Origin of the sequence: Achromobacter sp. 2789STDY5608615, assembly GCF_001298995.1 — a bacterium.
Lineage (GTDB): Bacteria > Pseudomonadota > Gammaproteobacteria > Burkholderiales > Burkholderiaceae_B > Achromobacter > Achromobacter insuavis.
In genome coordinates this window covers 13,844-28,029 of the sequence record NZ_CYTY01000047.1, presented here as the reverse complement: position 1 = coordinate 28,029, position 14,186 = coordinate 13,844, and the positions used below count along the sequence as shown (strand labels likewise).

Sequence of the window (14,186 nt, the reverse complement as noted above, 5' to 3'; positions counted from 1 at the left end):
GCTTATGCGCCGGCGCCATATCCAAACACCCCTGTAATAACGACTCAACGAACTATTCGTTCGCGCCCGCGGGGGCCATCCCTAGAATCGTCTGCTCATAACCGTATCGACTGAGAGGCGATTTCCATATGACTCCCCGTACTGAATCCGCCCGCCTGGGCACGTTGGCCAAGGCCCTGCTGGGCGCCGTGCTGGCGGCCGCCGCGATGTTCCACGGGCCGGCGTTCTCGGCCGATCCCAAGCCGCTCAAGGTCGGCGTGCGCGGCGGCGTCGACGAACAGATCTGGGAAGTGGTGGCGCAGGTCGCCAAGAAGAACGGCCTGGCCGTCGAGCCGGTGGTCATCACCGGCACCGCCAGCCCCAACGAGGCGCTCAACAACGGCGACCTGGAGGCCAACGCGTTCCAGCACATCCCGTTCCTGAATGACCAGATCAAGCAGCGCGGCTACAAGCTGGTGCCGGTGGCCAACACGCTGATCTCGCCCATCGCCTTCTATTCGAAGAAGTACAAGTCGCTGCAGGCCCTGCCCGAGGGCGCCAAGGTCGGCATCCCCAACGACCCCAGCAACCAGACCCGCGCGCTGGTGATCCTGCGCGACCAGGGCCTGATCACGCTCAAGGACGGCTTCGATCCGGCCACGGGCACGGCCACGCTGGCCGACGTCACGTCCAATCCGCGCAAGCTCAACTTCGTCGAAAGCGCCTCGGTGGTGCTGGCGCGCTCGCTGCCCGACGTCGACACCGCCGCCATCGTCAACAGCTTCGCCTACCAGGCCGGGCTGATCGCCACGCGCGACGGCATCGCGGTCGAGAAGAAAGAGAACAACCCCTACGTCAACATCATCGCCGTGCGCGAGAAAGACAAGAACGCGCCCTGGGTGCCCGAGCTGGTCAAGGCCTACCACTCCGAGGAAGTGCGCCAGTTCATCCTGAGCAAGTACGAAGGCTCGGTCATTCCGGTCTTCTGAACTTGCGCGTCGGGTGTGGCGGCGCCAGCCGGCGCCGCGATCAACCCAGGCGCCGGTTCACACCACAAGGCGCCTCGCACAGGCCGGTGATCGGATGCCGGGCCAGGCGAGGCCCCCGCCTTACCAGGCGGCTCGGAGACAGGGCATGATGCAACACGAGTTTTCCTTGCCGGACGCGGCCGAGCAGGCCGAGGCCGGCGCGGCGCGCGACGCGCACATTGTTTTCGACGGGCTGCGCAAGCACTACCAGGGGCCGCAGGGCCCGGTGGCGGCGCTGTCCGATATCTCCTTTTCCATCGCCCGCGGCGAGGTGTTCGGCATCATCGGCCGCAGCGGCGCCGGCAAGTCGACCCTGCTGCGCTCGATCAACATGCTGGAGCGGCCCAGCGCCGGCCACGTGCGGGTCGACGGCGTGGACGTCGGCAGCCTGGACGAGGATGCGCTGGTCGGCCTGCGGCGCCGCATCGGCATGATCTTCCAGCACTTCAACCTGCTGTCGGCCAAGACCGTGGCGCAGAACGTGGCCCTGCCGCTGCGCGTGGCGGGCGTCAAGCCGGCCGAGGCGCGCGCCAAGGTCGACGCGCTGCTGGACCTGGTCGGGCTGCGCGACAAGGCCGACACCTATCCGTCCAAGCTGTCCGGCGGCCAGAAGCAGCGCGTGGGCATCGCCCGCGCGCTGGTGCACGACCCCGAGATCCTGCTGTGCGACGAAGCCACCTCCGCGCTCGACCCGGAAACCACGCAGTCGATCCTGGCGCTGCTGCGCGACATCAACCGCAAGCTGGGCCTGACCGTGGTGCTGATCACGCACGACATGGCGGTGATCCGCGAGGTCTGCCACCGGGTGCTGGTGCTGGACGGCGGCCGCAACGTCGAGCATGGCGAGGTCTGGCGCGTGTTCGGCAATCCTCGGGCCGATGCCACGCAAGCCCTGCTGCGGCCGTTGCAGCACGACCTGCCGGCCGATCTGGCGGCGCGGCTGGTGCCGGACCTGCAAGGCCGGCCCGGCGTGGCGGTGCTGCGGCTGCGCTTCACCGGCCAGGGCCGGCCGCAAGGGGTGTCGCTGCAGGCGCTGGCCGCGCTGGGGCCGGGCGCGACGCTGCTGCATGGCGGGCTGGACCGCCTGCGCGGCCACGCCCAGGGCAGCCTGCTGGTGTCGGTGCCCGCGGCGGTTCTACAGGAAGAGGCCGCGCGCGCCGCGCTGGTGGCCGATCAGATCAAGGTGCTGGGCTATGTCGCTGTCGATGCTTGATAAATACCTGCAGGCATTCCTGCAGACGCTGACCATGGTGGGCGTGTCCGCGATCATCGCGATCGCCGCCGGCCTGACGCTGGCGGTGGTGCTGACCGTCACCGCGCCGGGCAACCTGTATCCGCGGCCGCGCCTGAACAAGGCGCTGTCGATCACGGTGAACACCTTCCGCGCCATCCCCTTCATCATCCTGCTGGTGGCGATGCTGCCGTTCACGCGCATGCTGATCGGCACCACGCTCGGCACCTGGGCCGCGATCGTGCCGCTGTCGGCCAACCTGGTGCCGTTCTTCGCGCGCATCGCCCAGGTCAGCCTGAACGATGTCGACCACGGCCTGGTGGAGGCCGCCCGCGCCATGGGCTGCCGCCGCTGGCACATCGTGCGCCACGTGCTGCTGCCCGAGGCGCTGCCGGGCATCATCGGCGGCATGACCGTCAGCGTCATCGCCATGATCAACGCCTCGGCCATGGCCGGCGCGGTGGGCGCCGGCGGCCTGGGCGACCTGGCCATCCGCTATGGCTATGAACGCTACGAGACCCGCGTGATGTTCGAAGTGATCGTGATCCTGATCGCGCTGGTCTCGATCGTGCAATTCACCGGCGAATGGCTCTCGCGCCGCGCCGACCACAAGCGCTGACTCCTGGAGGTCCCCCATGTCCGACACGCAACACCACGGCTTCGCCACGCGCGCCATCCACCTGGGCTACGACCCGCTGGACGAGCAGGGCGCGCTGTCGCCGCCGCTCTACCTGACGTCCACCTACACCCAGGACAGCATCGAGGCCTTCGACCGCATCCGCCTGGGCGAACAGTCGGGCTACGTCTACGGCCGCACCCGCAACCCGACGCAGGCGCTGCTGGAAGAGCGGCTGGCCTCGCTCGAAGGGGCCGAGGCCGGCGTGGTCACGGCCTCCGGCATGGCGGCGATCTCGGCCACGCTGCTGTCGCTGCTGCAGAGCGGCGACGAGATCGTGGTCGACCAGATCGTCTACGGCACCGCCTTCACGCTGTTCGCGCAGGGGCTGCCGCGCCTGGGCATCAACGCCGTGTTCGCCGACTTCACGCGCCCGGAAACGGTGGCCGCCGCCATCGGCCCCAAGACCCGCGCCGTCTATTTCGAGACGCCGGCCAATCCCAACCTGCGGCTGGTCGATATCGCCGCGATCTCGGCCATCGCGCGCGGCAAGGGCCTGCTGACGATCGTCGACAACACCTTCGCCACGCCGGTGCTGCAGCGGCCGCTGCAGCATGGCGCCGACATCGTGCTGCATTCGGCCACCAAGTACCTGGGCGGCCACGGCGATCTGCTGGCCGGCGCAGTGGTCGGCCGCAAGCAGCACATCGACGCGATCCGCCTGCAGGGCCTGCGCTATTTCACCGGCGCGACGCTGTCGCCGTTCACCGCCTTCCTGGTGCTGCGCGGCCTGAAGACGCTGGAACTGCGGGTCGAGCGCCACAGCGAGTCGGCGCTGAAGGTGGCGAAGTTCCTGCGCGAGCACGCGGCGGTGGCCGACGTGTTCTATCCGGGTCTGGCGGGCACGGCCGGCGCCGAGATCGCGCAGCGCCAGCAGGCGGCCGGCGGCGGCCTGGTGGCGTTCGAACTGAAGGGCGGGGTGGCGGCGGGCCGGCGCTTGCTGAACAGCCTGAAGCTGGCGCGCATCGCCGTCAGCCTGGGCGATCCGGAAACGCTGATCCAGCATCCGGCCACCATGACGCACGCCAGCTACACGGCCGAAGACCGCGAAAAGTATGGCTTGTCGGAAGGCCTGTTGCGCTTGTCGGTCGGGCTGGAAACCGCCGCCGACATCCTGGCGGATCTCAAGCAGGGGCTGGACGCGGCGGGGACCTGACGGGCGCGGCGTCTCGGCGCGGTATCTCGGCAGGGCGTCTCGGCGCGGCGCCTCAGTGCAGCAGCACAGAGGCGCAGCACTTCAGCGCAGCACCGAGGTCAGGCTGTCGAACTGCTGCGACTCCAGCCGCGCGCGTTCCTCGGTCAGCTTGCGCACCGCCAGCTGGTGCGCGCGGAAGCGGTTCAGCAGGCTGTCGCGGTCGAACACGATCTCGTTGTGCTCCACGCGCCACGAGCGGCGGTTGTCGTCGAGCAGGGCGATCATCTTCTCGAACTCGTCCAGGGTCTGGCGCTCCAGGTCCCAGTTGCGGGCCAGGGTCGCCTTCTGCTGCGGCCGCGACTTGATCGCGCCCTCGACCATGCGGTCCTTCTGCTGATCGCTCAGGTCGAGCGAGCGGATGGTGACGGGCACGTCGGCCAGCAGCCGCTGGTTCTGCTGGCTGTACTTCTGCACCACGCGCTGCGATTGCTCCAGGATCAGCCGGCTTTCCACCATGCCGCGATCGCGCGCCAGCCGGTTGGGGATGAAGAGGTCGGACAGCCGCACCTCGTCCAGCTCCTTCATGTAGGCGCGGTACTGCGCCACCCGCTGTCCCAGGATGATCTTGACGCCGCGCTCGATCTCGCCGTACACGCCGCGCGCCTTGGGCGTGGCGTCGATGTTCGGCACGTCGCCGGGCGGATGGTCGGGCGCGTTGAGCGCGGCGCGCATCCATTCGCCGGTGCGGCGGATCTCGGCCAGCGCGGTGGCCTTCTGCGTTTCGCGATAGGCCGACAGGCCGGCCAGGACGGCGGCCGCGGCGGCCAGCACCAGGCCCGTGGCGAACGTGGCGCGCATGCGATGCAGCGGCGTGCGAAAGCGCTTGAACAGCGACAGGACCAGGATCACCAGGGCGGCGGGCAGCAGCAGCGCGATGGCGCTGCCGACCGCGCCGCCGACGCGGTAGCTCATCGATTCGGCCGGATCGGCGACGCCGGCCGCGCCGTCGGACTTGAACATCAGCGCCAGCAGCCACAAACCGATGTACAGGATCCAGGTCCACGTCCGCAGGGCGCGGCTGGGTCGCGCGGATTCGGGCGTTGCCGATGTCGCGAACGGCATCGGCGTGCCGGCGCCTTCCGGGTTCAGGGTGGGTTCTCTACGCGTTTCCACGGCGGGCGGCAGCCACGAAATATTTAGCCGCAGATGTTACCGTGAGGGCTTTTCAGGTGCAATGCGGATCGCGCCGCCAGGCCACCCAGGTGCCCTCGCCCTCGAAATGATGGATACCGCGCTTGGCCACGGCCAATCCCTCGCGCAGGGCCTGCACGTCCAGTCCCGGCATGTGCCGCAGCAAGGCCGGGGGCAGGGCGGCCAGGTCGAGATGTTCCTGGCCGAACGCCACCGCCATCAGCGAGCCTTCGTCGTGGACCCGGACGTACCACAGGCCTTCCATGTAGTCGCCCACCCACGGGTCGGGAAACAGCGCCTCGGTGAACTGGAAGCCGAATTCGTCGATGGCCTCCCAAGGCCAGAACTGGCGCCGGCCGCCCGTCGCTTCGTCGCCCATGGCGCGGGTGAAGCCGCTGTCATCGAAGCGGATGGTTTCGGCGTAGGGATCGGGCGGCGCGGGCGGGCCGGTGAGCAGCCGTTTGAGCAGGGACCACATGGCGGCAAGGGGGCACTCGAAAGAGGACAGCGGGCAGTGTAGCGGCGCGGATTGCTGCCGCAATGTTACAAGCATTGATCCACGTCAACGCCCGGCCTCGGCACGCCAGTTAGGGTAGATGTTTTTTCCTGACGGGTCGCCGGCGACTGGCCGGCCGCCGTGGCTCGGACCTCACGCGCAGCAAGGATTGCAACGATGACAGACAAGAACCCGCAAGCTTCCGTATCGCCCGGCGAGAACAAGGACGATACCTCCGCGCCGCGCGCCGCCAAGCGCACCGCCGCGCCGCGCAAGACCACGCGATCCGCCCCGGCCGCCAAGCGCACGCCGGCCGCGGCGCGGTCCGCCAGCGGCGCCGCGACGCCCAAGTCCACGCGCGCCGCCCGCGCCGACAAGCCGGCCAAGTCCGCCCAGCCGCCGGCGGCCACGCTGGCGACCCCGGCCGGCTTGCCCGCCATCGAGCCGGCGATCCAGGCGCGCAAGCGCGTCAATGCGCGGGAAGTCGCCGCGCGCCAGGAGACCTCGGCGGTGCTGGCCGACATCGCTCGCCGCTACCAGGTCGGCGAATCGGGCGAGGCCCATGCGGCGTTGCGTTCGGTGATCGAGGAACTGTCGCCCGACGACGCGGTGGCGGTGCATCGCGCGCTGCTCGAAGCCAACGTGCAGGCGCCGGCCGTGCGCCGCAATCCCGACGAGGAACTGGCGACCGACTGGCGCGAGGGCATCTATCCGTACCGCCACCGCATGCTGCGGCGCAATTACGAAAAGCAGAAATACGCGCTGCAGGTCGAACTGCTCAAGCTGCAGGCCTGGGTCAAGGCCACCGGACAGCGCGTGGTGATCCTGTTCGAAGGCCGCGACGCGGCGGGCAAGGGCGGCACCATCAAACGCATGATGGAACACCTGAACCCGCGCGGCGCGCGCGTGGTGGCGCTGGAAAAGCCGTCCGACACCGAACGCGGCCAATGGTATTTCCAGCGCTACGTGCAGCACCTGCCCACCGCCGGCGAGATCGTGATGTTCGACCGCTCCTGGTACAACCGCGCCGGCGTCGAGCGCGTGATGGGCTTCTGCTCGCAGGAGGAATACCTGCAGTTCCTGCGCCAGGTGCCCGACTTCGAGCGTCACCTGGTCACCAGCGGCATCCACCTGGTCAAGTTCTGGTTCTCGGTCAGCCAGGAAGAGCAGCGCCGCCGCTTCCTGCAACGCAAGGTGCATCCGCTCAAGCAATGGAAGCTGAGCCCGGTGGACCTGGCCTCGCTCGACAAGTGGGACGACTACACCCGCGCCAAGGAAGCGATGTTCGCGCACACCGACACGGCCGACGCGCCGTGGATCGTGGTGAAGTCGGATTGCAAGAAGCGCGCGCGCCTGAACGCCATGCGCTACGTGCTCAGCCGCCTGCCGTACGAAGGCAAGAGCGGCGCCCCGGAACTGGCGCTGGATCCGTTGATCGTGGGGCGGGCGCTGTAGCGCTGTCGCTTTGCCGTGGCCGGCGCGCCGGGTCTGCCCGGGCCCGGGCGCGGCAGCGTTTCACTTGCCCCGCATCTGGTCGATCAGGCGCCGGTCGCGCTTGGTCGGCCGGCCGGCGGCGATGTCCAGCGCCGGCTCGGGCGCCAGCCGCCGCATCTCGGCCGCGCGTTCGCGCGCGGCGGCGCTTTCCGGGGTTTCCTCGTACAGCTGGCGCGCCACCGGCGCCGGGCCGCGCGCGCCGCTGACGGCGACCACGCGCACCTGGATGGGCGGGTCTTCCTTGCGGATGCTGATCACGTCGCCGGGGCCGACCTCGCGCGCCGGCTTGGCGGGCTGGCCGTTGACCTGCACGCGGCCCTTGCCGATTTCGTCCACCGCCAGGCTGCGCGTCTTGTAGAAGCGCGCCGCCCAGAGCCATTTGTCGAGCCGTATCCTGTCCATCGTCATTGCCGCCATCAATCGGGTCGTCAGGCGGACATGATAGCGGGTCGCGTCAGCGCGGCACTTCGCGCAGCAGCGCGGCGAAGGCGCTGGCCGGCAGCGCGCGGCTGAACAGGAAGCCCTGCATCGCGTCGCAGCCTTCCTCGATCAGCATCTGGCGCTGCGCCTCGGTCTCGACGCCCTCGGCCAGCGTGCGCATGCCCAGCGAATGCGCCAGCCGCACCACGCCGCGGATCACGGCGGTGGCGGTCGGCACCTTGCCCAGCGCCCAGACGAACGACTGGTCGATCTTGAGCGTGTCGATCGGCAGCCGCACCAGGTACGCCAGGCTCGAATAGCCCGAGCCGAAGTCATCCAGCGACGCCGAGATGCCGGCCTCGCGCAGCGCCGCGAGAATGCCGGAGGCCTTCTCGACGTCGCTCATCAGCGAATTCTCGGTGACCTCCACGTCCAGCAGCGTCGGCGGCACGCCGTGCACCTGCGCCAGGCGCACGATGGTGTTGGCCAGGTCGGGCGCCACCAGCTGGCGCGCCGACAGGTTGAACGAGATGCGCGGCACCGGCAGGCCCTCGCCCAGCCATTCGCTGATGTGCAGGCAGGTGGCGTTGGCCACCCATTCGGTCAGCGCCGACTCCATCGGCGAATCCAGGATCACGTCCAGGAACGCGGCCGGCGCCAGCAGGCCGCGGGTGGGATGGCGCCAGCGCAGCAGCGCCTCGGCGCCGCACAGCGAGCCGTCGTGCATGCTGATCTGCGGCTGGAAGTGCAGCTCGAACTGGTTGTTGGCCAGCGCGCCCTGGATGTCGCCGCGCAGCGACAGGCGCGCGCCCAGCCCCTGCATCAGCTCGCGGTGATAGACCCGCACCTGGAAGCGGCCGGCCGACTTGGCCGCGTACATGGCCGCGTCGGCATAGTTCAGCAGCATCTCGGCCGATTCGCCGGGCGAGTTCATCAGCGCGATGCCGATGCTGGCGCCCAGCGAGACCGAGCGGCCGTGGATGTCGCTCGGCGTCGACAGCGCATTCAGGATCGAATTGGCCAGGGCCTCGGCCGCGCGCTCGTTGGTGCCGCGCAGCACCAGCAGGAATTCGTCGCCGCCGACCCGGGCGCAGAAGATCGCGGGCGTGAGGAACTTGCGCAGCCGCTCCGCCACGTCGCACAGCAGCAGGTCGCCCTCGGCGTGGCCGAAGGCGTCGTTGACTTCCTTGAAGCGGTCCAGGTCCAGGAACAGCACCGCCAGGGTCGGGCCCTGCGCGGCCAGCGCCTGCTCGGCCTCGGCGATGGCGGTGGACAGCGTGTCCATGCACTGGCGCCGGTTCGGCAGGCCGGTCAGGTAATCATGGGTGGCCTGGTACCTGAGCTGGGCGGTCTCCTCGCGTTCGCGCGAGACGTCGCGGAACAGCACCGCCAGGCCGCCCTCGTGCGGAAAGGCGCGGGCCTCGAACCAGCTGGCCAGCGGCGCGTAGTAGCCGATGTGCTGCGCCGGGCGGCCGGTCTGCATGGCGCCGCGACAGGCATCGTAGTAGCCGGTGCCGACCAGGTCCGGACAGCTGTCCCACAGGCCGTGTCCCACGAGGTCAAGCCTGCTGCGTCGCAGCAGGCGTTCGGCGGCCGGGTTCAGGTAGCGCACGCGCCAGTGGCGATCCAGCGACAGGAAGCCGTCGGCCAGACCGTCGAGCGTGGCGCCGTCGGCGCCGGCCGCGAGGCGGGCGTCGGCGGGCGGGAGGAAGGAGGAAGGCTCGTTGCTGTCGTGGTTCATCTCGCTGCGGATTTCCCTGAGCACGCTTGAAGTGCTGTTGTATCGCATCGGAGAGCCGCCGTAAAACCAAAAAAAAGGACGCCCCGAGGGGCGTCCAAGACCGGCATTCCGGTTGTCGGGCGGCATGCGCCCGGCAGTACTCAATCCAGTTTCAGATCGGCTTCCTTGACCACGCGCTGCCACTTGGCGATCTCGGCGCGGCGGAAGGTGTCGAGTTCGGCGGGCGTGGAGCCGATGGGCTCGGCGCCGATGCCTTCGAGCTGCTCGGCGATCTGCGGGTCCTTCAGCACCTTGGCCAGCGCCTGGGAAACCTTGTTGACGATTTCCGGCGGCGTGCCGGCCGGCGCGAACACCGCGTTCCACTCATACGTCTCGTAGCCGGGCACGCCGGATTCGGCGATGGTGGGCAGGTCCGGCGCCGCCTTGGAGCGTTCCGAGCCGCCCACGGCGATCGCGCGCAGCTTGCCGTTCTTCACGTGCTGCCAGGCCGAGCCCATGCTGGCGAACATCACCGGCACCTGGCCGGACATGACGTCGATCATGGCCGGGCCGCCGCCCTTGTAGGCGACGTGCTGCAGCTGGGTCTTGGCCAGCAGGTTGAAGAGTTCGCCGGCCAGGTGCTGGGCCGAGCCGGGGCCGGCCGAGGCGAAGTAGACGTGGTCCTTGCTGCCGGGCTGGCCCAGGCGGATCAGGTCGGCCACGGTCTTGACCTCGTACGACGGGGTCACCACCAGCACGTTGGGCACGCGCAACAGCAGCGACACCGGCGCGAACGCGGTCAGGGTGTCGAACTGCATCTTGGAATGCAGCGCGGGGTTCTGCGCGTGGTTGGATGCGTCCAGCATCAGCGTGTAGCCGTCGGGCTGGGCCTTGGCGACCACGGCGCCGCCGATCATGCCGCCGGCGCCGCCGCGGTTTTCGATGACCACCGGCTGGCCCAGTTCAGCCGCCAGCTTGGGGCCGATCAGGCGGGCCACCACGTCGACCGTGCCGCCGGGCGGGTAGGTCACGACCAGCGTGACGGCGCGCTCGGGGTAGGCGGCGGCAGCGGTGCCGGCGGCGCCAGCCAGCAGACCGGCGGCAGCCAGCAGGCTGGCGCGGCGCGCGAGGCGTTGGAACAGAGGGGTCATTGGAATTCTCCTTGGAATTGGAACAGCCGCAACGGTGTCTCGGCGAGTACGGCGCGCCGTTGCGTGGGGTCGTCGATCCAGTCGTCCAGCCACTGCGTTGCCGCGGGGTAGGACGCCAGGTGGCGATGCTCGGTGTGGGGCCAGTCGCTGCCCCACATGAGGCGGGCGGGCGTGTAGGCGTCCAACAGTTGCCGCGCGGCCTCGCGGCCGGCGCTGGCACAGGCCGCCCCGGTCCAGTTGCGGTAGGGCGCGGACAGCTTGACCCAGACCTGGCTGCTGGCGGCCTGCCGCAGCAGGTAGCCGAAGCCGGGGTCGGCCACGCCGAGGGCCGGGTCGGGACGGCCGAAGTGATCCACCACCACGCGGCAGCCGGCCTGCAGCAGCGCCGGCATGATATCGGCCAGGCGCGCGGCCTGCACGTGGACCTCGACGTGCCAGCCGAGCGCATTGACGCGCGCCAGCAGGGATTGCCACGCCGGCGTGCGCGGGTCGGGCAGGGCCAGGCCGATCAGGTTGAGCCGGATGCCGACCACGCCGGCCGCGGCCAGGGCCTGCAGCCCGGCGGCGTCGATCGCGGGGTCCACCACCGCCACGCCGCGCAGCCGCGTCGGCGCGGCGCGCAGCGCCTGTACCAGGTGGCTATTGTCGGTGCCCAGGAAGCTGGGCTGCACCAGCACGCCATGCGACAGCCCGTGCGCGTCCAGCAGGCCCAGGTATTGGGCCAGCGGGGCGTCGTAGTCCGGGGTGTGGCGGCGTGTGTCCGCCAACGCCAGGCCCTGCAGGAAGACGTGGGCGTGGCTGTCGACGGCGGGGCCGGTGACGGAGGGGGGCAAGGCAGTCTCCTGGGCGGGGTCCGTGCCCCGCGCGTTATGTAAGGTTCTGTAAACGGCATTCTAGGGAGACAGGGTATAGTTTTCCATTCTGGAAAATTGCTTTATTTATATTGGATTGATATGGAAACCCGGCATTTGCGCTACTTCCTGGCGGTGGTGGACCACGGCAGCGTCAGCCGCGCCTCCGAATGGCTGGGCATCGCCCAGCCGGCGTTGAGCCAGGCCCTGGGACGCATGGAAAAGGACCTGGGCGTGCGCCTGTTCGAGCGCTCGCGCCAGGGCACCACGCCGACCCCCGCGGCCCAGGCCATCCTGGAGGACGTGCGCGCCAGCGTCGCGCGCATCGACGCCGCCGCGCGCCGGGCCCGCGAGATCGGCCGCGGCAGCGCCGGCCAGCTGACGGTGGGGCTGGTGTCGTCGGCGCTGTTCGACACGCTGCCGCGGGCCCTGCGCGAGATGCGGCGGCAAGCGCCCGGCGTGCGCGTGATCCTGCGCGAGATGAGCAACGCCGAGCAGGCCGAGGCGCTGCAGACGGGCGAGATCGACATCGGCCTGATGCATACGCCGGTGGCCGTGGGCGGCCGCATGCGCGAGCGCCAGCTGCTGCGCGACCGGCTGGTGGCGGCCGTGCCGGACGAGTTCGACGTCGCCGCCGATGGCCAGGTCTCGATGGCGCAGATCGCGCAGGCCGGCCTGGTGATGTATCCGCAATCGCAACTGCCGGCGTTCTATGCCGACATCCTCGACGCCATGCGCAAGGGCGGCCATGACGCCCACGTGGCGCAGGAGGCCAACCGCACCCTGACCGTGCTGGCCTGCGTGGCTGGCGGCTGCGGCGTGGCGCTCTTGCCCAGCTGGATCCGCTCGATGGATTTCCGCGGCGTGCGCTTTTGCGAAGTGCGCGACGGCGAGCGCCTGCCCAGCTTCGACCTGAGCGCGATCTGGCCGGCCCGTTCGGTGCCGACGCTGGCCGACCTGTTCGCCAACCTGGACCTGGCCGGCCACTGACGCGCCGCGCCAATCACTGCCAGATCCTCGAACATTTCCCGGCGCCTTTCCGGGATCTTTCATGACGCCTTCAGTTACGCCGGAGAACACTTAAGCCACGCTTAAGACGGCGTTTGCGCCGGAACCGCGCCGCCCCGGCCGTTCTAACCAGAAACGGCATCAGAGGGGTGGCTCATGGATCTGAACTGGCAGCAACAGCTGTGGGAAAGCGCGCTCTGGCTGGCGCGCGCGTTCGGCATCAGCGTGGTCGCGCTGGCAGTGGCGACGCTGGCGCTGGCGCGCTGGACCGACTGGGGGCGCAAGTTCTGGCGCCTGGCCTGGCCCTACCTGACGCCGCGGCGCAGCTGGCGCCCGCTGCTGACGCTGGCCGCGCTGTTGTTCCTGGCGATGTTCTCGGTGCGCATGACCGTGCTGTTTTCGTTCTGGTACAACGGCTTCTACAGCGCGCTGCAGGCGCTCGATCCGAACGCGTTCTGGTGCTTCCTGGGCATCTTCTCGGTGCTGGCCACGGTGCACGTGATCCGCACCCTGATCGACAGCTACGCCGGCCAGGCCTTCGACATCCACTGGCGGGTCTGGCTCAACGACAGCCTGACGCGCGACTGGCTCGGCGCGCGCGCCTACTACCGCGGCCATTTCGTCGGCGAGCCGGTCGACAACCCCGATCAGCGCATCGAGCAGGACATCGCCCTGTTCGTGACCGGATCACGCTCGCTGGCGATCGGCGCGTTGAGCGCCGTGGTGTCGCTGGTGGCGTTCACCGGCATCCTGTGGAACCTGTCCGGCGCGCTCGAGGTGGCGGGTGTCGAGATCCCGCGCGCCATGGTGTTCATGGTGTATGTGTATGTGCTCGTCGCCACCTTGTTCGCGTTCCGCATCGGCCGGCCGCTGATCCTGCTGAACTTCCTGTCCGAGCGGCTCACCGCCAACTTCCGCTACGCCCTGCTGCGGCTGCGCGAGAATGCCGAAAACGTGGCCTTCTATCAGGGCGAGGAAGTCGAGCGGGTGACGTTGTGGGCGCGCTTCTCGGCCTACATCGCCAACCTGTGGGCGCGGGTGTACCGGGGTCTGAAGTTCGACGGCTTCAACCTGGTGGTGAGCCAGGTGGCCGTGGTGTTCCCGTTCCTGTTGCAGGCGCAGCGCTTCTTCAGCGGCGCGATCAAGCTGGGCGACGTCATGCAGACCTCGCAGGCGTTCGGCCAGGTGCAGGATTCGCTGTCGTTCTTCCGCACCTCGTACGATTCGTTCGCGCAGTACCGCGCCACGCTCAACCGCCTGGCCGGCTTTCTCGACGCCAACGCGGCGGCGCGCGAGCTGCCGGCGATCGCGGCGCTGCCTTTGCCGGACGCCATGGAAATCAGCGGACTGGACGTGTCGCGTCCCGATGGCCGCGCGCTGCTGCGGCAGTTGGATCTGGCGCTGCATCCGGGCCAGGCCCTGCTGATCAAGGGGCCGTCGGGCAGCGGCAAGACCACCCTGCTGCGCGCCCTGGCGGGCCTGTGGCCCTACGCGCAGGGCACGGTGCGGCGGCCGCAGGGCGCGGCCGCGCTGTTCCTGTCGCAGCGTCCCTATCTGCCGCTGGGCAAGCTGCGCGATGCCGTGGCCTATCCCGGGCATGCGCGGGCCGGCGACGACGCGCGCCTGACGGCGGCCCTGCGGGCGGTGAATCTGGGGCATCTGGCGGCGCGGCTGGACCACGAGGCCGACTGGTCGCGCATCCTGTCGATCGGCGAGCAGCAGCGCGTGGCGTTCGCGCGCGTGCTGTTCAACCGGCCGGCCATCGTGTTCCTGGACGAGGCCACCTCGGCCACCGATGAAGGGCTG

The 14,186-nt window shown here is 69.6% G+C and carries 13 protein-coding genes; 7 read left to right on the top strand and 6 right to left on the bottom strand.

Annotation, left to right across the window (positions count from 1 at the left end):
* Window positions 1–128 precede the first annotated feature (128 nt).
* The 4 genes from AOZ49_RS27365 to AOZ49_RS27350 all read left to right on the top strand — a co-directional run bounded on the left by AOZ49_RS27365 (window position 129) and on the right by AOZ49_RS27350 (window position 4,070).
* Window positions 129–968, top strand: a complete 840-nt coding sequence (locus tag AOZ49_RS27365; protein ID WP_054478895.1) for a MetQ/NlpA family ABC transporter substrate-binding protein — start codon at window positions 129–131, stop codon at window positions 966–968.
* A gap of 145 nt (window positions 969–1,113) precedes the next feature.
* A complete protein-coding gene (locus AOZ49_RS27360; RefSeq protein ID WP_054478892.1) occupies window positions 1,114–2,220 on the top strand; it encodes a methionine ABC transporter ATP-binding protein in 1,107 nt (368 codons plus the stop codon).
* A complete protein-coding gene (locus AOZ49_RS27355; RefSeq protein WP_054478890.1) occupies window positions 2,201–2,857 on the top strand; it encodes a methionine ABC transporter permease in 657 nt (218 codons plus the stop codon). The genes AOZ49_RS27360 and AOZ49_RS27355 overlap by 20 nt, the downstream gene beginning before the upstream one ends.
* A gap of 16 nt (window positions 2,858–2,873) precedes the next feature.
* Window positions 2,874–4,070: a trans-sulfuration enzyme family protein gene (locus AOZ49_RS27350; protein WP_054435266.1), complete on the top strand. Its 1,197-nt coding sequence runs from the start codon at window positions 2,874–2,876 to the stop codon at window positions 4,068–4,070.
* Between the two features lie 81 nt (window positions 4,071–4,151).
* Here AOZ49_RS27350 and AOZ49_RS27345 read toward each other — a convergent pair whose 3' ends face one another.
* Entirely contained in the window at window positions 4,152–5,222 is a 1,071-nt protein-coding gene (locus AOZ49_RS27345; RefSeq protein ID WP_054478888.1) for a hypothetical protein, read from the bottom strand.
* Window positions 5,223–5,274: 52 nt separating this feature from the next.
* The gene (locus AOZ49_RS27340; protein WP_054435259.1) at window positions 5,275–5,718 is read right to left on the bottom strand and encodes a hypothetical protein; all 444 of its coding nucleotides are present in this window, start codon (window positions 5,716–5,718) and stop codon (window positions 5,275–5,277) included.
* Window positions 5,719–5,913: 195 nt separating this feature from the next.
* Between AOZ49_RS27340 and ppk2 the strand changes: the two genes are divergently transcribed.
* Window positions 5,914–7,191 carry a polyphosphate kinase 2 gene (gene ppk2, locus AOZ49_RS27335; protein ID WP_054435256.1) on the top strand — a complete coding sequence of 426 codons (1,278 nt, stop codon included), beginning with the start codon at window positions 5,914–5,916 and terminating at the stop codon, window positions 7,189–7,191.
* A gap of 60 nt (window positions 7,192–7,251) precedes the next feature.
* Here the strand turns inward: ppk2 and AOZ49_RS27330 are convergent, their stop codons facing one another.
* The 4 genes from AOZ49_RS27330 to AOZ49_RS27315 all read right to left on the bottom strand — a co-directional run bounded on the left by AOZ49_RS27330 (window position 7,252) and on the right by AOZ49_RS27315 (window position 11,354).
* On the bottom strand, window positions 7,252–7,632 hold the full coding sequence (locus tag AOZ49_RS27330; protein WP_054478886.1) for an RNA-binding S4 domain-containing protein: 381 nt from the start codon (window positions 7,630–7,632) through the stop codon (window positions 7,252–7,254).
* Window positions 7,633–7,684: 52 nt separating this feature from the next.
* On the bottom strand, window positions 7,685–9,415 hold the full coding sequence (locus AOZ49_RS27325) for a putative bifunctional diguanylate cyclase/phosphodiesterase (protein WP_231690455.1): 1,731 nt from the start codon (window positions 9,413–9,415) through the stop codon (window positions 7,685–7,687).
* A 116-nt stretch (window positions 9,416–9,531) separates the two neighbouring features.
* A complete protein-coding gene (locus AOZ49_RS27320) occupies window positions 9,532–10,521 on the bottom strand; it encodes a tripartite tricarboxylate transporter substrate binding protein (protein ID WP_054478884.1) in 990 nt (329 codons plus the stop codon).
* Entirely contained in the window at window positions 10,518–11,354 is an 837-nt protein-coding gene (locus AOZ49_RS27315) for an amidohydrolase family protein (RefSeq protein WP_054478881.1), read from the bottom strand. The genes AOZ49_RS27320 and AOZ49_RS27315 overlap by 4 nt, the downstream gene beginning before the upstream one ends.
* Window positions 11,355–11,474: 120 nt before the next feature.
* On the opposite strand from AOZ49_RS27315, the gene AOZ49_RS27310 reads away from it, so the two are divergent.
* Both AOZ49_RS27310 and AOZ49_RS27305 read left to right on the top strand, forming a co-directional pair.
* Window positions 11,475–12,362, top strand: a complete 888-nt coding sequence (locus AOZ49_RS27310) for a LysR family transcriptional regulator (RefSeq protein WP_054435243.1) — start codon at window positions 11,475–11,477, stop codon at window positions 12,360–12,362.
* A gap of 174 nt (window positions 12,363–12,536) precedes the next feature.
* A partial coding sequence (locus AOZ49_RS27305) for an ABC transporter ATP-binding protein/permease (protein ID WP_054478878.1) occupies window positions 12,537–14,186 on the top strand: 1,650 nt, incomplete at its 3' end.